The 19,649-nt window shown below is 60.6% G+C and carries 17 protein-coding genes; 16 read left to right on the top strand and 1 reads right to left on the bottom strand.

Annotated features, from left to right (window positions below; translation table 11 throughout):
• Positions 1–8 precede the first annotated feature (8 nt).
• The 16 genes from SA190iCDA_RS16465 (at position 9) to SA190iCDA_RS16390 (ending at position 18,187) form a co-directional block, all read left to right on the top strand.
• A complete protein-coding gene (locus SA190iCDA_RS16465; RefSeq protein WP_070886444.1) occupies positions 9–896 on the top strand; it encodes an NAD(+) kinase in 888 nt (295 codons plus the stop codon).
• The gene (locus SA190iCDA_RS16460; protein WP_070886443.1) at positions 896–1,870 is read left to right on the top strand and encodes a metallophosphoesterase; all 975 of its coding nucleotides are present in this window, start codon (positions 896–898) and stop codon (positions 1,868–1,870) included. The genes SA190iCDA_RS16465 and SA190iCDA_RS16460 overlap by 1 nt, the downstream gene beginning before the upstream one ends.
• The gene (locus SA190iCDA_RS16455) at positions 1,867–2,736 is read left to right on the top strand and encodes a rhomboid family intramembrane serine protease (protein ID WP_070886442.1); all 870 of its coding nucleotides are present in this window, start codon (positions 1,867–1,869) and stop codon (positions 2,734–2,736) included. Before SA190iCDA_RS16460 ends, SA190iCDA_RS16455 begins: the two co-directional genes overlap by 4 nt.
• A gap of 71 nt (positions 2,737–2,807) precedes the next feature.
• A complete protein-coding gene (locus tag SA190iCDA_RS16450; protein ID WP_070886441.1) occupies positions 2,808–3,071 on the top strand; it encodes a YeaC family protein in 264 nt (87 codons plus the stop codon).
• A complete protein-coding gene (locus SA190iCDA_RS16445; protein WP_070886440.1) occupies positions 3,071–3,916 on the top strand; it encodes a DUF2797 domain-containing protein in 846 nt (281 codons plus the stop codon). The genes SA190iCDA_RS16450 and SA190iCDA_RS16445 overlap by 1 nt, the downstream gene beginning before the upstream one ends.
• Before the next feature lie 59 nt (positions 3,917–3,975).
• Positions 3,976–6,639 carry an aminopeptidase N gene (pepN, locus tag SA190iCDA_RS16440; protein ID WP_070886439.1) on the top strand — a complete coding sequence of 888 codons (2,664 nt, stop codon included), beginning with the start codon at positions 3,976–3,978 and terminating at the stop codon, positions 6,637–6,639.
• A gap of 528 nt (positions 6,640–7,167) precedes the next feature.
• The gene (locus tag SA190iCDA_RS16435; protein WP_070886438.1) at positions 7,168–9,132 is read left to right on the top strand and encodes a DUF1302 domain-containing protein; all 1,965 of its coding nucleotides are present in this window, start codon (positions 7,168–7,170) and stop codon (positions 9,130–9,132) included.
• 15 nt (positions 9,133–9,147) lie between these two features.
• Positions 9,148–10,509: a DUF1329 domain-containing protein gene (locus SA190iCDA_RS16430; RefSeq protein ID WP_070886437.1), complete on the top strand. Its 1,362-nt coding sequence runs from the start codon at positions 9,148–9,150 to the stop codon at positions 10,507–10,509.
• A 164-nt stretch (positions 10,510–10,673) separates the two neighbouring features.
• Entirely contained in the window at positions 10,674–11,717 is a 1,044-nt protein-coding gene (locus SA190iCDA_RS16425) for a WD40/YVTN/BNR-like repeat-containing protein (RefSeq protein WP_070886436.1), read from the top strand.
• A 19-nt stretch (positions 11,718–11,736) separates the two neighbouring features.
• Positions 11,737–14,115, top strand: a complete 2,379-nt coding sequence (locus SA190iCDA_RS16420; RefSeq protein ID WP_070886435.1) for an efflux RND transporter permease subunit — start codon at positions 11,737–11,739, stop codon at positions 14,113–14,115.
• A 270-nt stretch (positions 14,116–14,385) separates the two neighbouring features.
• The gene (locus tag SA190iCDA_RS16415) at positions 14,386–14,772 is read left to right on the top strand and encodes a hypothetical protein (RefSeq protein WP_139159511.1); all 387 of its coding nucleotides are present in this window, start codon (positions 14,386–14,388) and stop codon (positions 14,770–14,772) included.
• A gap of 86 nt (positions 14,773–14,858) precedes the next feature.
• Positions 14,859–15,362, top strand: a complete 504-nt coding sequence (locus tag SA190iCDA_RS16410) for a hypothetical protein (RefSeq protein ID WP_139159510.1) — start codon at positions 14,859–14,861, stop codon at positions 15,360–15,362.
• A gap of 198 nt (positions 15,363–15,560) precedes the next feature.
• Positions 15,561–16,055, top strand: coding sequence for a hypothetical protein (locus tag SA190iCDA_RS16405; RefSeq protein WP_139159509.1), 495 nt, complete (start codon positions 15,561–15,563; stop codon positions 16,053–16,055).
• Positions 16,056–16,342: 287 nt separating this feature from the next.
• Positions 16,343–16,711, top strand: a complete 369-nt coding sequence (locus SA190iCDA_RS16400) for a hypothetical protein (protein ID WP_139159508.1) — start codon at positions 16,343–16,345, stop codon at positions 16,709–16,711.
• Between the two features lie 50 nt (positions 16,712–16,761).
• Positions 16,762–17,364, top strand: coding sequence for a hypothetical protein (locus tag SA190iCDA_RS16395; RefSeq protein ID WP_139159507.1), 603 nt, complete (start codon positions 16,762–16,764; stop codon positions 17,362–17,364).
• 235 nt (positions 17,365–17,599) lie between these two features.
• A complete protein-coding gene (locus tag SA190iCDA_RS16390) occupies positions 17,600–18,187 on the top strand; it encodes a LysE family translocator (protein WP_070886579.1) in 588 nt (195 codons plus the stop codon).
• Between the two features lie 626 nt (positions 18,188–18,813).
• On the opposite strand, the gene SA190iCDA_RS16385 is transcribed toward SA190iCDA_RS16390, so the two are convergent.
• Positions 18,814–19,638, bottom strand: coding sequence for an AraC family transcriptional regulator (locus tag SA190iCDA_RS16385; protein ID WP_070886434.1), 825 nt, complete (start codon positions 19,636–19,638; stop codon positions 18,814–18,816).
• Positions 19,639–19,649 lie beyond the last annotated feature (11 nt).

Below are 19,649 nucleotides of genomic sequence, written 5' to 3'. Positions count from 1 at the left end.
GGAGCCCCATGGAGCAGTTTCGAAATATCGGCATCATCGGCCGCCTGGGCAGCACCCAGGTGCTCGACACCATTCGCCGCCTGAAGAAATTCCTGCTCGAGCGTCAGTTGCACGTGATTCTCGACGACAGCATCGCCGAAGTACTGCCGGGCCATGGCCTGCAGACCTCGGCACGCAAGCACCTGGGTGAGTTCTGCGACCTGGTGATCGTGGTCGGTGGCGACGGCAGCATGCTCGGCGCCGGTCGCGCCCTGGCCCGCCACAAGGTGCCGGTGCTGGGCATCAACCGTGGCAACCTGGGCTTTCTCACCGATATCCGCCCGGACGAGCTGGAATCCAGGGTCGCCGAGGTGCTGGAAGGCAATTACCTGACCGAGAACCGCTTTCTGCTGGAGACCGAAGTGCGCCGGCATTCCGAGGCGATCGGCCAGGGCGATGCGCTCAACGACGTGGTGCTGCACCCGGGCAAGTCCAACCGGATGATCGAGTTCGAGCTGTATATCGATGGCCAGTTCGTATGCAGCCAGAAGGCCGACGGCCTGATCGTCGCCACGCCGACCGGCTCCACCGCCTACGCGCTGTCGGCGGGCGGGCCGATCATGCACCCCAAGCTCGATGCCATCGTGGTGGTGCCCATGTACCCCCACACGCTGTCCAGCCGGCCCATCGTGGTGGATGGCAACAGCGAGCTGAAGATCGTCGTCTCCAAGGACCTGCAGCTCTATCCGCAGGTGTCGTGCGACGGCCAGAACCATTTCACCTGCGCGCCGGGCGACACCATCACCGTGCGCAAGAAATCCCAGAAGCTGTGCCTGATCCATCCGCTGGATCACAACTACTACGAGGTCTGCCGTACCAAACTGGGTTGGGGTAGCCGACTCGGCGGAGGCGACTGATGCAGCTCGATCCGTCTCGCGGTTACGACCTGATCGGTGATGTGCACGGGTGCGCCAATACCCTGGTGCGCCTGCTCGAACGTATGGGTTATCGCCGCCAGGACGGCGTATGGCGGCACCCCCAGCGCATGGCGATCTTTCTCGGCGACCTGATCGACCGCGGCCCGCGCATTCGCGAAGCCGTGCATCTGGTGCACGACATGGTGCGCGCCGGCGAGGCGCTGTGCATCATGGGCAACCACGAATTCAACGCCCTGGGCTGGATGACCCCGGCGCCACCGGGCAGTGGGCGCGCCTTCGTACGCGAGCACACGGCGCGGCACGAGCGGCTGATCGGCGAGACGCTGCGGCAGTTCCAGGCCTACCCGGACGAATGGCGTGACATGCTGGCCTGGTTCTACGAACTGCCGCTGTTTCTCGATGCCGGCCATTTTCGCGTGGTGCACGCCTGCTGGGACGAGGCCATGATCGCCTCGCTGCGCGGGCAGTTCCCCAGTGGCTGCATCGACGAACACTTCCTGCAGGCCTCGGCGGTGCCCGGCAGCTTCGCCTGCACGGTGCTCGACCGGCTGCTGCGCGGCACCGACATGCGCCTGCCCGGCGGGCTGACAATGACCAGCAGCGACGGCTTCACCCGCTCGTTCTTTCGCACCAAGTTCTGGGCCGGCAACCCGCTGACCTACGGCGACGTGCAGTTCCAGCCCGACCCGCTGCCCGAGCAGGTCGCCTGCCTGCCCCTCAGTGAAGAGGACAAGGCGCAGCTGCTGACCTACGGCCCCGAGCAGCCGCCGCTGTTCGTCGGCCACTACTGGCGCAGCGGTACGCCGGCGCCGATCTGCGCGAACATCGCCTGCCTGGACTACAGCGCGGTGATGTACGGCAAGCTGGTGGCCTATCGGCTGGATCAGGAAATCCGTCTGGATCCGGCCAAGTTCGTCTGGGTGGAAGTGGAACGGCCGGGGCCGGCGCGATGAGCCCGGTGATCGCCCTGCGCGCGCCGCTGGAGCAGGACCTGGCGGCGTTCATCAGCTTGCTGGCCAGGCTGGGTGTGCCGCACCGGGTGGCCGAGCAGGGCAACGAGCAGGTGCTCTGGGTGCCGGACGAAGAGATCGCTGCCCAGGTACGCGAGCTGTATGCACGGGCGCCCGCGGGCGATCCGAATCCGCAGCCACTGCGCCCGCCGCTTGCCAGCACGCGGCCGGGCATCGCCGCCGGGGCCAGGCGCAGCCCGCTGACCCTGGTGGTGCTGGCGCTGACCCTGCTGGTCGCGGTGTTGACTTGGGGCGGTGAAGACTACGACGTGGTGCGCTGGCTGAGCTTCGTCGACTTCCATATCGACGGGCAGTACATCTATTTCGGCACCTTCGCCCAGGCCCTCGACAGCGGCCAGTGGTGGCGCCTGCTGACGCCCATGCTGCTGCACTTCGGCATCCTCCACTTGACGATGAACAGTCTGTGGTACTGGGAGCTGGGGCGGCGTATCGAGGCACGCCAGGGCGCGTTGATGCTGTTGCTGCTGACCCTGTGGTTCGGCCTCGCTGCCAACGTGGCGCAGTACCTCTACGGCGGGCCGGCGCTGTTCGGCGGTTTGTCCGGCGTGCTCTACGGGCTGCTCGGCCACTGCTGGTTGTTCCAGCTGCTGGCGCCGAATGCGGCGTACCGGCTGCCACGTGGCGTGCTGGTGAGCATGCTGGTGTGGCTGTTGATCTGCATGACCGGGGTGTTCGAGCTGCTGCAGTTCGGTGCCATCGCCAACGCTGCCCATGTGGGCGGGCTGGTCGCCGGCTGCCTCACCGGTGCCATCGGTGGGCTGCTGGCTCGCCAGCTGGCGCGGCGCTGAGCGTCGCCAGCGCCTCGGCTTGGCGGGTCAGATAGGGTAGAATCAGCGCTTTTCCAGCCCTGGAGTCAGCCATGTCCTCCTTCGTCGAATTGATCCGCAACATCACCCCGGACGTGTATGAAAGCCTCAAGCTGGCCGTGGAGATCGGCAAGTGGCCGGATGGCCGCAAGCTGACCCAGGAGCAGAAAGAGCTGAGCCTGCAGGCGATGATCGCCTGGGAGATCGAGAACCTGCCCGAGGATCAGCGCACCGGTTACATGGGCGCGTCCGAATGTGCCTCGAAATCCGAGCCCGTCCCGAACATCCTGTTCAAGTCCTCGGAAACCCTGCACTGATGTTCGAAGTAGCCCGCGGCGCCCTGAGTAAGATGGCCACCACACTCGATGCGCCAGTGCAGTATGCGTTTCGCCTCGGTGACGAGCAGATCGCCGTCAACCCGATGATCGGCAAGACCCTGCGCCTGGAATTTCTCGGCGCCATCCATTGCAGCCACTGCGGCCGCAAGACCAAGACCAGTTTCAGCCAGGGCTACTGCTACCCCTGCATGCAGAAGCTGGCCCAGTGCGACCTGTGCATCATGAGCCCCGAGCGCTGTCACTACGACGCCGGCACCTGCCGTGATCCCGTTTGGGGCGAGCAGTTCTGCATGACCGACCACGTGGTGTACCTGGCCAACTCTTCAGGCATCAAGGTCGGAATCACCCGCGCCACGCAGATTCCCACCCGCTGGATCGACCAGGGCGCCACCCAGGCGCTGCCGATCATGCGCGTCGCCACCCGTCAGCAGTCCGGTTTCGTCGAGGATCTGCTACGCAGCCAGGTGGCGGACAAGACCAACTGGCGCGCACTGCTCAAGGGCGATGCGGCGCCGGTCGATCTGCTGTACGTGCGTGAGCAGATCTTCGATGCCTGTGCAGGCGGCATCACCGCGCTGCAACAGCGGTTCGGCCTGCAGGCCGTGCAGCCGCTCAACGAGCAGAGCGTGGTGGAGATCCGTTACCCGATCGAGGGCTATCCGGCCAAGATCACCAGTTTCAACCTGGACAAGAACCCCATCGCCGAAGGCACGCTACTCGGCATCAAGGGCCAGTACCTGATGTTCGACACGGGCGTCATCAACATCCGCAAGTACACCGCCTACCAATTAGCCATAAGCTGCAAGCCACAAGCTGCAAGCTGATGGAAACCCGACTTGCAGCTTGAAGCTCGTAGCTTGAAGCTGCCTCGAAGAGGCCTCCCATGCGCACCGAACAATCGAAGACCATCTACCTCAAGGACTATCAGGCGCCGGATTACCTGATCGACGAAACCCACCTGACCTTCGAGCTGTTCGAGGATCACACCCTGGTGCATGCCCAGCTGGTGATGCGCCGCAACCCGCAGCTGCCCGCCGCGCTGCCGGCGCTGGTGCTCGATGGTCAGCAGCTTGAGCTGCTTCATCTCAAGCTCGACGATCGCGAGCTGGGTGCCGGCGACTATCAGCTGACCGAAAGCACGCTCACCGTGCAGCCGACCCAGGCCAGCTTCGTCATCGACAGCACCGTGCGCATCCACCCGGAAAGCAACACCGCGCTGGAAGGGCTGTACAAGTCCAGCGGCATGTTCTGCACCCAGTGCGAAGCCGAGGGTTTCCGCAAGATCACCTATTACCTCGACCGCCCGGACGTGATGAGCAGCTTCACCACCACCCTGAGCGGCGACAAGCAGAAGTACCCGATCCTGCTTTCCAACGGCAACCCGATCGCCAGCGGCGAGGAGGGCGATGGCCGGCATTGGGCGACCTGGGAAGACCCGTTCAGGAAGCCGGCCTACCTGTTCGCCCTGGTCGCCGGTGACCTGTGGTGCGTGGAAGACAAGTTCACCACCCTGAGCGCCCGCGAGGTGACGCTGCGCATCTACGTCGAGCCGGAGAACATCGACAAGGTGCAGCACGCCATGGACAGCCTGAAGAAGTCCATGAAGTGGGACGAAGAGGTGTATGGCCGTGAGTACGACCTGGACATCTTCATGATCGTCGCGGTCAACGACTTCAACATGGGCGCCATGGAGAACAAGGGCCTCAACATCTTCAACTCCAGCGCCGTGCTGGCCCGTGCCGAAACCGCCACCGACGCCGCCCACCAGCGCGTCGAGGCGATCGTCGCCCACGAGTACTTCCACAACTGGTCCGGCAACCGGGTGACCTGCCGCGACTGGTTCCAGCTATCGCTCAAGGAAGGCTTCACGGTGTTCCGTGACGCCGCCTTCTCGGCGGACATGAACTCGCCGACGGTCAAGCGCATCCAGGACGTCGCCTACCTGCGTACCCACCAGTTCGCCGAAGACGCCGGCCCCATGGCCCACCCGGTACGCCCGGACGCGTACATGGAAATCTCCAACTTCTACACCCTGACCATCTACGAGAAGGGCGCCGAAGTGCTGCGCATGATCCAAACCCTGCTGGGCGCCGAGGCGTTCCGCAAGGGCTCGGACCTGTACTTCGAGCGGCACGATGGCCAGGCCGTGACCTGCGACGATTTCGTCAAGGCCATGGAAGATGCCAGCGGTATCGACCTGACCCAGTTCAAGCGCTGGTATACCCAGGCCGGCACGCCGCGCCTGGCGGTCAGCGATAGCTACGATGCCGCCGCCAGGACCTACACCCTGACCTTTACCCAGAGCTGCCCGGCCACGCCGGGGCAGAGCGAGAGCAGCAAGCTGCCGTTCGTGATCCCGGTGGAGCTGGGCCTGCTGGACGGGCAGGGCAATGACCTGCCGCTGCGCCTGCAGGGCGAAGCCGCTGCAGTGGGCAGCAACCGCGTGCTGTCGATCACCGAGGCGCAGCAGTCGTTCACCTTCGTGGATATCGCCGAGAAGCCGCTGCCGTCGTTGCTGCGCGGCTTCAGTGCGCCGGTCAAGCTGAGCTTCGCCTACGACCGCGACCAGCTGATGTTCCTGATGCAGCACGACAGCGACGGCTTCAACCGCTGGGAAGCCGGCCAGCAGCTCAGCGTGCAGGTGTTGCAGGAGTTGATCGGCCAGTACCAGCGCGGCGAAGCGCTGATGCTCGATGGGCGTTTGGTCAGCGCACTGCGCAGCCTGCTGCAGGATGGCAGTCTGGATCAGGCCATGGTCGCCGAGATGCTCTCGCTGCCGGGCGAGGCCTACCTCACCGAAATCAGCGAGGTGGCTGACGTCGACGCCATTCATGGCGCCCGCGAGTTCGCTCGCCAGCAGCTGGCCGAGGCGCTGTTCGAGCCCCTGTGGCAGCGCTATCAGGCCAACCGCGAGATTTCGCGCAACACGCCTTATGTCGCCGAGGCCGAGCACTTTGCCCGCCGCGCGCTGCAGAACATCGCGCTGTCCTATCTGATGCTCGGTGACCAGCCCCAGGTGCTGGCCGCAGCCCTCGATCAATTCGAGACCAGTGACAACATGACCGAGCGCCTGACCGCCCTGGCGGTATTGGTCAACTCGCCTTTCGAGGCCGAGCGCAGCAAGGCGCTCGAAGCCTTCGCCGAGCAGTTCAAGGACAACGCCCTGGTCATGGACCAGTGGTTCAGTGTGCAGGCCGCCAGCACCTTGCCCGGTGGCCTGGCCCGCGTGCAGGCGTTGATGGAGCACCCGGCGTTCACCCTGAAGAACCCCAACAAGGTGCGCGCGCTGATTAGCGCATTCGCCGGGCAGAACCTGGTGAACTTCCATGCCATCGACGGTAGCGGCTACCGCTTCCTGGCTGACCAGGTGATAGTGCTCAATGCGCTGAACCCGCAGATCGCCTCGCGCCTGCTGGCGCCGCTGACCCGCTGGCGCAAATACGGCGCCGAGCGCCAGGCGCTGATGAAGGCCCAGCTGGAGCGCATCCTCGCCTCCGGTGAACTGTCGCCCGACGTTTACGAAGTCGTCAGCAAGAGCCTCGCCTGAGGCTTTGCCTGGAGCGGCGTCGGCCGCTTCGGGCAGCCGCTGCTGCATGTCCCTCCGGCGTCCATTCTGGACGCCATCAGCCCCACCGTGGTGCCCCTGGCGTTGTTACCAGCAGATTGCGTGGTAACAATTTTCTGTTACCTCAGGGAATGAAAAGCTAACGCTGCGTTCGGCGACGCACTTAATATCGCGGCCGCTTTGGTGATGCTGGCATTTAGCCGGGTTTTTTTTTGCCTCCCATGCGGCGTTCCGACAGCGTGCTGAAAGCCTTTGTAAGCGATTCTAGGTCGATAACGGGCCATTGCTGATCAGTGGCCGACCAGTCACAAAGAGACGCTACGGAGCTGCTCTAGAAAAGCGCTTTCAGCTAATACGATCGTTTGAATTGGCACCAAGGTTGCACTGCACAGGGCAGTGACGCCGGTCAGTTCAAGGTCATCAACGGGTGCCTCGTCAGGGGCTCGCCAGGCCCGCCGGGAAAGTGGGCCGTAACGAACAATGACCGTCTGTCTGCGGAGTAGTGATTCAATGCGTATCAGGTCCCTTGAGCAGGCCCAGCGGGCAAGATCCGGTTTTGCCCTGGCGGGCATGCTGCCGTTGCTGGCTGCCGCGCCCGTGCAGGCGGTGGAGTTCAGCTTTGCCGATAACGAGGTCAGCGGTTCGCTGGACACCACGTTGTCCTATGGGCAGCTGTGGCGTGTGCAGGGGCAGAGCCGGGGCAACGACGACGTCAACGTCAATGACGGCAACCGCAACTTCGATACCGGCCTGGCCTCGGAAGTGTTCAAGATCACCTCGGATCTTGAGATGAATTACCAGAACTACGGCCTGTTCGTGCGCGGCACGGCGTTCTATGACACGCAGATCATGGACAAGCGCAACGACTTCTACAGCGGCAACCGCAGCGCTCAGCCCAGCCAGAACACCCCCAACGATGACAGCTTCACCCGCGACACCCGCCACAAGGCCGGGCGCGATGCGCAGATTCTCGATGCGTACGTTTACGCCAACTGGGATGTCGCCGAGCGCCCGCTCAGCGTTCGCCTGGGGCGCCAGGTGTTCAACTGGGGCGAGGGTGTGTTCTACCGCGGTGGCGTGAATGCCAGCAACCCGGTGGATGGCGCACGGTTCCGCCTGCCTGGCGCGGAGATAAAGGAAGTGCTGATTCCCGTCGAGGCCGTCAGCTTCAATATCGGCCTGACCGACAACCTGTCGATGGAAGCCTTCTACCAGTTCAAATGGAAGGAAAGCGCCATAGACCCGGTGGGCAGCTACTTCGCCGAGACCGATCTGTTCGCCGAGGGGGGCGATACGGCCTATGCCCGCAATCCAGCGCTGGGCAGCGCCGCCTTCCGCAGCAACTATGCCGGCCTGACCGCCCTTGGCGCTGGTGGGCTGCAGGGCACTGACTACCTCGACAGCAACGGTTACTTCAAGGTCGCCTCCATTGGCTCGGATATCAAGGCCAAGGATGACGGCCAGTTCGGCGTCGCCTTTCGTTATATTGCCGAACAGCTCAACGCCACTGAGTTCGGTTTCTACTTCGTCAACTACCACGCCAAGGAGCCGACGCTCTACGCCGACCTCGATGGTTTCTCGGGCCTGGATATGGACGCCATCACCAGCGCGGCCAGCGCTGGCAGCATTCCCAGCTACGCTGCACTGCTCAACGCTGCTGGTGCCGGTAGCGCTCAGGCGCAGACGCTCCTGGGCCTGGTCAACGGGGCAGCCACCGTCGATGCCGCCAACCAGGCCAATGCCCGCCGCGAATATGTGGAGAACATCCGCATGTACGGTTTCAGCTTCAACACCACCCTGGGCGATGCCTCGGTGTTCGGTGAACTGGCCTACCGGCCGAACCTGCCGATCGGCATCGCCGCCACCAACGACCTGCTCGGCGACCTGCTGCGCCAGGCGCCGCAGCTGGTGCAGGGCCAGCAGGGCAACATCGGTGGCCAGACCCTGCAGCTGGGTGACGAAATCCACAACTACGAGCGCGTCGAGGCCTTCGACGCCTCGCTGGGCAGCATCTACAACTTCGGCCCGTCGCTGGGCTTCGACGCCCTGACCGGGGTGGCCGAGCTGGCCTCCGAACACCTGCGCGGTAGCGACCTGAAATACACCGCCTTCGACGGCTCGACCCGCTATTACTCGGGGCGCGGCGATTCGTCCTACGTGTTCGGCTACGGGCGCAGCTACCAGGTCAACAAGAACGCCTACGGCTACACCCTGGTGCTGTCGGGCACCTGGAACGACGTGTTCGCCGGGGTGAACCTGTCGCCCTTTGTCGTCTATCGTGATGATTTCGAAGGCAACTCCTACCAGACCGGGCGCTTCATCGAGGGCCGCAAGGCCTACACCCTCGGCATCAAGGCGGCCTACATGAACAGCCTGGAGGCCGAGCTGCAGTACACCGAGTTCTCCGGCGGTGGCAACAACAATGCCGTGCGCGACCGTGACAACGTCGGCTTCAACGTCAAATACTCCTTCTGATCACAGGGAAACAGCATGCTGAACATCAAGGGTGTCGCCGTCGCGCTGGTACTGCTGGCCGGCAACAGCATGGCGGCCGTCTCGCCACAGGACGCCGCCAAACTGGGCGCGAGCCTGACGCCGCTGGGTGCTGAAAAGGCCGGCAATGCCGCCGGCAGCATTCCGGCGTGGACCGGCGGCATCACCCAGGCGCCCGCCGGTTACCAGGGCTCGGGCAAGCACCATGTCGATCCGTTCGCTGGTGACAAGCCGCTGTTCACCATCACCCGCGCCAACCTGGCCCAGTACCGCGATCAGCTGGCGCCGGGGCAGGTGGCGCTGTTCGAGACCTACCCGGACAGCTTCCAGATGCCGGTCTACCCCAGCCGCCGTTCGGGCTCGGCGCCGCAGTGGGTGTACGACAACACCGCCAGGAACGCCGTCAGCGCCAAGCTGCTCGACGGCGGCAACGGCTTTGCCGACGCCTATGGCGGCATCCCGTTCCCGATTCCGCAGAATGGCGTCGAGGCGCTGTGGAACCACATCGCCCGCTACCGTGGCACTTACGTGGTGCGCCGCGCCTCGGAAGTGGCGGTGCAGCGCAACGGCTCCTATTCGCTGGTCACCTCGCAGCAGGAGGCGCTGTTCAAGTTCTACGACCCGAAAGGCAGCTACGCCGACCTGAACAACATCCTGTTCTACTACCTGTCGTTCACTCGCAGCCCCGCGCGCCTGGCCGGGGGTGCGGTGCTGGTGCACGAGACCCTGGACCAGGTCAAGGAACCGCGCCAGGCCTGGGGCTACAACGCCGGCCAGCGCCGTGTGCGCCGCGCGCCGAACCTGGCCTACGACACGCCGATTTCCGCCGCCGACGGCCTGCGTACCGCCGATGACACCGACATGTTCAACGGCGCCCCGGACCGCTACGACTGGAAGCTGCTCGGCAAGCGGGAAATCTACATTCCCTACAACAGCTACAAGCTCACCAGCCCAGAGGTGAAATACAAGGACCTGCTGCAGGTCGGCCATCTCAATCCGGCCTACACGCGCTACGAGCTGCACCGCGTGTGGGTGGTGGAGGGCAGGCTCAAGACCGGCGCCCGGCATATCTATTCCAAGCGTACCCTGTACCTGGACGAAGACAGCTGGCAGGCCGCCGTGGTCGATCAGTACGATGGCCGCGGCGAGCTGTGGCGCGTGTCGATGGCGTACCTGAAGAACTACTACGAACTGCCGACCACCTGGTCTGCGCTGGACGTGTTCCACGACCTGCAGGCCCGCCGCTACCACGTGCAGAACCTGGACAACGAGGAAGCCAACACCATCGACTTCAGCCAGCCGACCGCCGATGACGGCTATTTCACGCCGGCTGCGCTGCGCCGTCGCGGCACCCGATAGCGGAGAAGGCCCGCCTGTTGAGCAACAGGCATTCGCACGATCGATAACACGGGCTTTTTCTTACAAAACAGCAGAACGTGGTGGCTACCATGTCTTGCAAAGGCCGATAGCATAGGCGGCGCCGCGCAGGCGCCGGAATAACAAGAACAAAGGGGGAGTTGTGTATGAGTGAGCCCATGGTGCGGCGCACCCGAAGCGGTAAAATCGCCTGGCCCGTGCTGCAGGCGCTGGCGCTGTGTTCGCTGCTGGTGGCCGCTGCGCCGCTCGTTCAGGCCGCGGCCGCCGATACGGCGACCTTCTCGGTGCCCTCGACCCGCGCCGTCTCCAGCCTGCTGCTCGATGTCGCCCATGCCGGCAAACGCCTGGTGGCGGTCGGTGAGCGCGGCCACGTGCTGTACTCCGACGATGACGGCGCCAACTGGACCCAGGCCAAGGTGCCGACCCGGCAGATGCTCACCGCGGTGTATTTCGTCGACGAGCAGCATGGCTGGGCGGTTGGCCACGACGCGCTGATCCTGGCGAGCAGCGACGGTGGGGCGACCTGGAGCAAGCAGTTCGAAGACCTGCAACGCGAAGCGCCGCTGCTCGACCTGTGGTTCAGGGACGCCCAGCACGGCTTCGCCATCGGCGCCTACGGTGCGCTGCTGGAAACCAGCGATGGCGGCGCCAGCTGGGACGACGTCAGCGACCGCCTCGACAACGAAGACACCTACCACCTCAATGCCATCGCCGAGGTGCCGGACGCCGGCCTGTTCATCGTCGGCGAGATGGGCAGTCTGTTTCGCTCCACCGATGAAGGGCAAAGCTGGGAAACCCTGGAAGGTCCCTACCAGGGCTCGCTGTTCGGCGTGATCGCCAGCGGCGAGCCCAATGGCCTGCTGGTCTTCGGCCTGCGCGGCCACCTGTTCCGCTCCACGGATGCGGGCGAGACCTGGCAGCAGGTCCCGCTCGCCACCGCCAGCGGCGGCACGCTCGAATTCGGCCTGGCCAGTGCGGCCGCCCTGGTCGATGGCAGCATCCTGGTGGTCGGCCATGGCGGCAGCGTGTTGCGCAGTACCGACCACGGCCATAGCTTCAGCGTGTTCAACCGCCCGGATCGGGTATCCCTGGCGGGCGTCACTGCGGGTGCAGACGGCAAATTGGTGCTGGTCGGGCAGGGCGGCGTACGCCTGACCACCGAGACCGGTGCCAATCCAGGCCAACAATAACCAGCTGGGGTAGTGTTCGATGAGTAACCTTGATCAAGACAAGGCCAGCCTGCTGGAGCGCCTGATCTTCAACAACCGACCGGCAGTGATCCTGATCTGCCTGCTGGTCAGTGTCTTTCTGTTCTTCCAGGCCACCCAGGTGCGTCCCTCGACCAGCTTCGAGAAGATGATCCCGCTGAGCCATCCGTTCATCCAGAACATGATGGAGCACCGCAACGACCTGGCGAACCTCGGCAATACCGTGCGGATTTCCGTGGAGGCCAAGGACGGCGACATCTTCAGCCAGTCCTACATGGAAACCCTGCGGCAGATCCACGACGAGGTGTTCTACATCCCCGGCGTCGACCGCTCGGGGCTCAAGTCGCTGTGGAGCCCCAGCGTGCGCTGGACCGAGGTGACCGAGGAAGGCTTCGCCGGTGGCGAGGTGATCCCCCAGACCTACGACGGCAGCGCGCAGAGCCTCGAGGAGCTGCGCGGCAACGTGCTCAAGTCCGGGCAGATCGGCCGGCTGGTGGCCAACAACTTCAAGTCCAGCATCATCGACGTGCCGCTGCTCGAGTCCTACCCGGATCCTGAAGACCAGGGCCGCCTGATCAAGCTCGACTACCAGCAGTTTTCCCACCAGCTCGAGGAGAAGATCCGCAACAAGTACCAGGCGCAGAACCCGGACGTGCAGATCCACATCATCGGCTTCGCCAAGAAGGTCGGTGACCTGATCGATGGTCTGATGATGGTCGCGCTGTTCTTCGGCGTGGCGCTGCTGATCACCTTCGTGCTGCTTTACTGGTTCACCTGGTGCATCCGCAGCACCATCGCCGTGGTAATCACCACCCTGGTGGCGGTGGGTTGGCAACTGGGCCTGATGTACACGGTGGGCTTCGGTATCGACCCGTACTCCATGCTGGTGCCGTTTTTGATCTTCGCCATCGGCATTTCCCATGGCGTGCAGAAGATCAACGGCATCGCCCTGCAGTCCAGCGCGGCGGACACGCCACTGATGGCCGCGCGGCTGACCTTCCGCCAGCTGTTCCTGCCGGGGATGATCGCCATCCTCGCCGACGCCGTGGGCTTCATCACCCTGCTGCTGATCGATATCGGCGTGATCCGCGAGCTGGCCATCGGCGCCTCCATCGGCGTGGCAGTGATCGTGTTCACCAACCTGATCCTGCTGCCGGTGGCGATTTCCTATATCGGCATCAGCAAGAAGGCGGTGGAGCGCAGCAAGCGCGATGCGGTCAGCGAGCACCCGTTCTGGCGCCTGCTGTCGAACTTCGCCAGCTCCAAGGTCGCGCCGATTTCCGTGACCCTGGCCCTGGTGGCCGGTATCGGCGGCTTCTGGTACCAGCAGCAGAACCTGCAGGTCGGCGACCTCGACCAGGGCGCGCCGGAGCTGCGCCCGGATTCGCGCTACAACCTCGACAACGACTTCGTGATCCGCAACTACTCGACCAGCTCCGACGTGCTGGTGGTGATGGTCAAGACCGCGCCCGAAGGCTGCTCGACCTATGAAGCCATGGCGGCCATGGACGAGTTGATGTGGACCATGGACAACACGCCAGGCGTGCAGTCGGCGATCTCCATGGTCAGCGTGTCGCGCCAGGTGATCAAGGGCATGAACGAGGGCAACCTGAAATGGGAAACCCTGTCGCGCAACCCGGATGTGCTCAACAACTCCATCGCCCGTGCCGACGGCCTGTACAACGCCGACTGCTCGGTGGCGCCGGTGCTGGTGTTCCTCGAAGACCACAAGGCGGAAACGCTCAAGCGTGCGGTGAAGGCGGTCGAAGGTTTCGTCGCCGAGCATCAGTCCGACAACGTCGAGTTCCTGCTGGCCGCCGGTAACGCCGGCATCGAGGCCGCCACCAACGAAGTGATCAGCACCTCGGAGTTGCTGATTCTGGTGCTGGTGTACCTGTGCGTCGGCGTCATGTGCATGATCACCTTCCGCTCCTTTGCCGCCACCGTCTGCATCGTGCTGCCGCTGATCCTCACCTCGATCCTCGGCAACGCCCTGATGGCCTTCCTGGGCATCGGCGTGAAGGTCGCGACCCTCCCGGTGATCGCCCTGGGCGTGGGCATCGGCGTGGACTACGGCATCTACATCTACAGCCGCCTGGAAACCTTCCTACGCGCTGGCCTGCCTTTGCAGGAGGCCTACTACCAGACCCTGCGCTCGACCGGTAAGGCGGTGCTGTTCACCGGCCTGTGCCTGGCCATCGGCGTGGCCACCTGGATGTTCTCGGCGATCAAGTTCCAGGCCGACATGGGCCTGATGCTGACTTTCATGTTTATCGTCAACATGTTCGGCGCGCTGTGGCTACTGCCGGCACTGGCGCACTTCCTGATCAAGCCGGAGAAACTGGCGGGCAAGAAGGGTGGTTCGCTGCTGGCGCACTGACTGGTTGGCTCTATAAAAGGCGCGACCTCTACGGCATTTGCATGCCGTAGAGGTCGTTTTGCTACTGCAGGATAGGGCTGGTTTTTATAGGACAGTGATGGCCATGAAAATGCGGGATTCAGGCGAATACAGGTGGGGCCGCTCTATAGGTGGGTAAGCTGCTGATTGACATGGAGTTTGATTTTTGCGAATACGGGTAGGGTGCGCTTATACAGAGCGCTTTACTATTGCGTTAACGCAGAATTCTGTCTAATCACTGTTAGGTGCTTCATGAGTAAGCTCGCATGCACATGCGGCAACATAATCCGAGATCAAACGGATTCACTACCCTATAAAGCTTCGCTTATAAAAGATCAGCAGGAAGATCGCTTTATTGATGATTTAGCGCAAGAAATGAACCTCCTATTGACTGCAGCGAAAGCTGGAAGCCTAGAGGCACATTTGAATGAGCGGTACGGAAATACGCCATGGAGCCCGAAAGCAGCCGAGGCCTGCTACGACATTATCGGAAGCAAATTATTGAGTAACTCTGCTGTAGCTTACGAGTGTCAGTCCTGCGGCAAATTGTGGATTCAAAAAGGAGTAAACGGTTTTGTTGCTTTTAATCCTGAAAGCGGAGCGTATGAAGCGGTATTATCTGCTGACTCCAGCACCTAACCAGTGGTTCAAACCGTTCACTTCGCTCACTGGCACGGGCTAAAGCCCGCCCCTTAACCAAACGTTATGCTTCAAGAGGATAAATAGTGCCATTCCAAGAATTAACAATTTTGTACTTTCAGGTTGCTGCAGCTGTAATGATGGGGTGGGACTACTTTACTCCCAAAACTTGGAGAGCCTACATGGACGGGGTTTTAGGTAAATATTTTAGTGGTGTTCAGAGTAACGTCGATAAAGATATTAACCAATCACTGGAGTTTCTAAAGGTAAATATTCCTCGAATCCTTCTGTCTTTTCTTGCATTTGGCCTGGCGTATTTGGTTCTTAAATTTGGTGCTTCATTTGATGGTTCATCGCGCCCGGAGGTTGCACTAGTAACAGGGCTTCTTTATCTGTTTCTTGTATCAGGCGGTTTTCTAGCTCTAATGAATATAATCTTCCCATTGCTAGTTCCTCTGGGTATGGGTGGTGTTTTTAAAGCAATTACAAAGTTTCTAACAAGCACAGAAAAGGGGCCTTTGGCAGGTTTGGGTTTCCTGTGCTTATTGGTTTCATTTGTAATGCGCTACATAAACTACACTGCAATATAACAAGGTGCTGCAACCCACGTACTACGTGCGCTGGACAGTGTGTAAGTTGTGGTTTTGTGGTTTTTGCTAGGCAAAAGTAATCCGCAAAATCACAACTTACAAACTGCCGTTGAGTACGGCGTTATGAGTCAAAGCATACTGCCGAGCCCAAATATAATATATAAATAATTATTAAATTGCTTTATTGTCGAGCAAAAAATGAATAACTCAATATTGCTACTTTTGCTTCCTCTGCTAGGCACAATCACTGGCGCTGCATTATCAGGCTTTATACTTCCCATGTGTTTGAAGCGAAAGCAATGGCGCTGGGAGAAAGAAATCTCCGCAACAGAACTATTAATAGAATCCATATCCAAGATTAAGTTCCTTGCTCATCATGAGCTTAGTAGCACTTATGCAGACTCCTTTTCCATGTCTGACTCATGGGGCAATACAGAGAATAATGTTATCGAGCTTGTAAAATCCCTTCATGCCAATAGCTACAAAATCTCACCATATCTAAGAAAAAAGCATCGCAAAGAGTTTCAGTCATTTTTAGATAAAAGCCAATTGGAACTTGACCATGCCAAAGAGACTTATGGGCAATGGGACCCGGATGATCACTTGGCAATGGAAGTGCATGGAAACAATTTAGTTCACAGCATGCTAAATGTGAGCTCTGAAACACTATCAAATCTCGGGTTTGACTCATAACAACTGGTTCAAATCGCTCGCTTCGCTCACTGGGACGGGCTAGAGCCCGCCCCATAACCAAACTTTAGCCATAATGACCGGAGAACAATAAGGGGACAGATCACGATTAATTTATCGGTAAATCGTCGTCTGTCCCTATTGCCCGCTCCACAGGACAGGCTAAACTGGCCCTTAAAAAAAGTTAGCCACTATGAATATCTCATACAGATCCGACAGACTTCAAGTGCTTAGAAGAAAGCATCGCGCGCGGTGAGTTTGGGAAGCTTAATGATCTATGGAAAGTTGAATTGGAGCGTGAAAAAGGTTTTTTTGCATGGAAAATACAGGAGGTTTTTTCCAGCTACTACCCAAAAGAGGAGTTAGATAAATTTCTTAGTGAAATGCAAAGAGATGAGGTCATCCTACCTACACGTTTCGACTCGATATCACAGCACTCAATTCTTTCTGACTTGATTGCAGAAATTGAACAGTCCGCCCAGGACTTTAAACTTGAATACGAGCAGTTTCCGCACTCGAGCACTATTCCAACCGGCCAAGTAAATGCCTGTGCGGCGAACCTGAAGTGTTCTAGTCGACATTCTTACTATTTGACTCTCAGCTTTTCCTGTACTGCCATCTCTTTTCTAAAGCTTTTGCGCTCTGCCTCCCCATCATAAATTCAGATTCATCTGAAATTCAGCTCTCGAGTGATCTCGATAAAGTCAAGGTGCAGATCGAGAATAATACAAACAAATGTGCAGAGCGTTTTTTTGATGTGCTGCACGCCTATGTAGTATTGGGTCGTCCAAATGAGGCTGAGCCGTATCCTCTACCAAAAGGTTATATTTCTTATTCCGAGCTTCTCCGGCAAGGAATGGAATTAATGGTTGTTGGCCATGAGTTTGGTCACTTTAATGCTGGTCACTTAGGTGACGCAGCTTGGCGCTCAATGCGGATGCTTTCCGAGGCAGAGATATATAAATCTCATCAGCAAGAATTCGAAGCCGATTTGTGGGGCTGCGTGCTTACACTTCAGGCGATGTCTCGCAAAGGTTATGATTCTGCACTTTCATTTATAGGCCTTGACCTTTTCTTTTCTGCAATGGTGTTGTCTGAGCGCTACCGTAGCCTTCTCTCAGGTATCCGAGACGAGCATTTTGAGGAGGACGAGTCTGAATCTCATCCCTCGTTCGGTGCACGACAGGCATTTCTACGCGAGGCAATAAAACACATAGGTGGAATTAAAGAGCACACTGCAAGTATTCAGGCGCTCTGCCAGTTCTACGATGGCGCGCTAGAGCATTTATGGAAAATTTCTGTTCGTACTTAAAGTAATAGTGTAAATAGCGGATAGCAATTGGTTCAACTCGTTAGCTTCGCCCATTGGGAGGGATTAAGGCCCGCCCATTACCCAGACGTTATGCCGAGCTATTATAGTTATTAGCAAATGAGAAACTGCAGCCTAGCCGCGATTTTCATTTCAGAGGGTGCAAATTTTCTTCAATACGTCCGCTCGCGCGCTACGTAACGTGCCTCACTCGATCAGCAGTGAGGTAGGCGTGATGATGAGTCTGTATCTGTCCATGGCGGCGTTTGCGCTGGCCGCTTCCATTTCTCCTGGGCCGGTCAACCTGGTGTCGCTGAGCGCGGGTGCCCGCCATGGCCTGTGGGTGGCCATGAGGCATGTCGCCGGGGCGACGCTGGGCTTTACGTTACTGCTGGTTTTGATTGGCCTGGGGCTGCATCAGTTGCTGGTGCTGTTGCCCTGGCTGACGACGGCGATCCAGTGGGCTGGCGTGGCCTTTCTGCTTTATCTGGCCTGGCGCTTGGCGGTCGATAACGGCGCGTTGCACAGCGCTGAAGGCGAGGCGGTTGCGTCTTTTGCTGGCGGCGCACTGATGCAGTGGCTTAACCCCAAGGCGTGGTTGGCAGTGATTGCCGGCACTGGTGCCTTTGCGGCTGATGGCGATGCGGGGCGGGTGTGGCTGTTCGCGGCGATCTATTGCGTGGTCTGTTATCTGTCGTTGGCTTGCTGGGCTGTCGCCGGCGCCTGCTTGCAGCCGTATCTGCAGGCGCCGCGGCGGGTGCGGGTGTTCAATCGGGTGCTGGCGGGGTTGTTGGTGGCCAGTGCGGGGTATCTGGTGTTGGCGTAAGCCGACAAACACCAGGGCGGTAGGGCGTACTCGCGAAGCAGTACGCCGTTGCGGTGGTATCAGGATCGGCATGAATTGGCGGACTGTTCGCTTCGCTCCTGAGTCCGCCCTACGAGCTGGTGCTGGCGTAAACCTGGTTGAGGCTGTCCACGATTTTTATGTCCATAAAGCGGCAAATACAAGGCAGAAGCGGCCGCTCAGCGATTCGTGGGAGTGGCTTTAGCCGCGAGTTTTTATCAAGGCAAACAAAGAGCTCGGGGCTAAAGCCCCTCCCACGAGACCGCGAAACAGCACTAGGCGTACTTGCGAAGCAGTACGCCTTGAACGGCTGGTCGAGGGGCGTAACGAACCCGGCATGGACCGGCGGGCTGTTCGCTGGCGCTCCTGAGTCTGCCCTGCAGGCTCAGTGATTGCGTGGGAGCGGCTTTAGCCGCGAGTTTTTATCAAGGCAAACAAAAGAGCTCGGGGCTAAAGCCCCTCCCACGAGATCGCGAACAGCACGGCGTACTCGCGAAGCAGTACGCCGTTGCCATGGTTTGATGATCGGCATCAGTTGGGGGACTGTTCGCTTCGCTACCAGCGGCCGGCGCCCCGGTTCGCCCTACGAGCTACAGCGTCGGATCTGGCTAGCCGCGATATTGGCCGGGCGTGGCGGCGAGGAGTTGTTTGAAGGTGCGTTGGAAGTGCGCCTGGTCGGCGAAGCCGGCTTCCTGGGCGACTTCGGCCAGGGCCGCGCCGCTTTTCAGGCGGGCGTGGGCGAACTGGATGCGGCGGTTGAGCAGGTAGGCGTGGGGCGTCAGGCCGTAGCGTTGTTTGAAGCCCCGGATCAATTGCGACGGAGACAATTGCGCCGCTTCGCACAGGGTATCGAGACGTAGCGGCTCGCCGCAGTGTTGCTCGATCAGCTCGGCGGCCAGTTCCAGGCGCGGATTCAGGCTGTCGTCACGCTCGCCCTCGAGCACCAGCCGCTGCAGCGCCAGGCCGAAGAAGGTCTCGGCTTGGGCGCGCTTCTCGGCGGTGCTGGCCGCTGGATCGAGTAGGCTGCGCCGCAATGCCAGCAGGCCCTGATACAGCTCTGCATCGTTGCTGGCGATGGAGGCGAAGCGCTGGAACGTGGGTGTGTCGGTAAAGTCCTGGGCGTGCTGCAGTTCGCCCAGCCACTGCGGGTCGACGTAGCACATCAGGTACGACCAGGGCTCGCCGTCGATGGGGTTGCAGGCGTGCACGTCGCCAGGGTTCATCAGCACCACTGTGCCCTGGCTCACCTGGCGATCCACCTCGCGGTTGCTGTAGGTGCTCTGACCGCCGGTGATCGCGCCGATCGAGAAGAACGCATGGCTGTGCCGCCCGTAGCAGACCTTTCTGCCGTCTTCGATGGAGCGCAGCTCGATAAAGGGCAGGGCGGCGTCGCGCCAGAAGCTGGGGATGGGCGAGGCGGGGCGAGCGTCCATGGTGGCTCCCT

This window comes from Pseudomonas argentinensis, from assembly GCF_001839655.2.
GTDB lineage: Bacteria > Pseudomonadota > Gammaproteobacteria > Pseudomonadales > Pseudomonadaceae > Aquipseudomonas > Aquipseudomonas argentinensis_B.
This window is presented reverse-complemented; position numbering and strand designations above follow the sequence as displayed.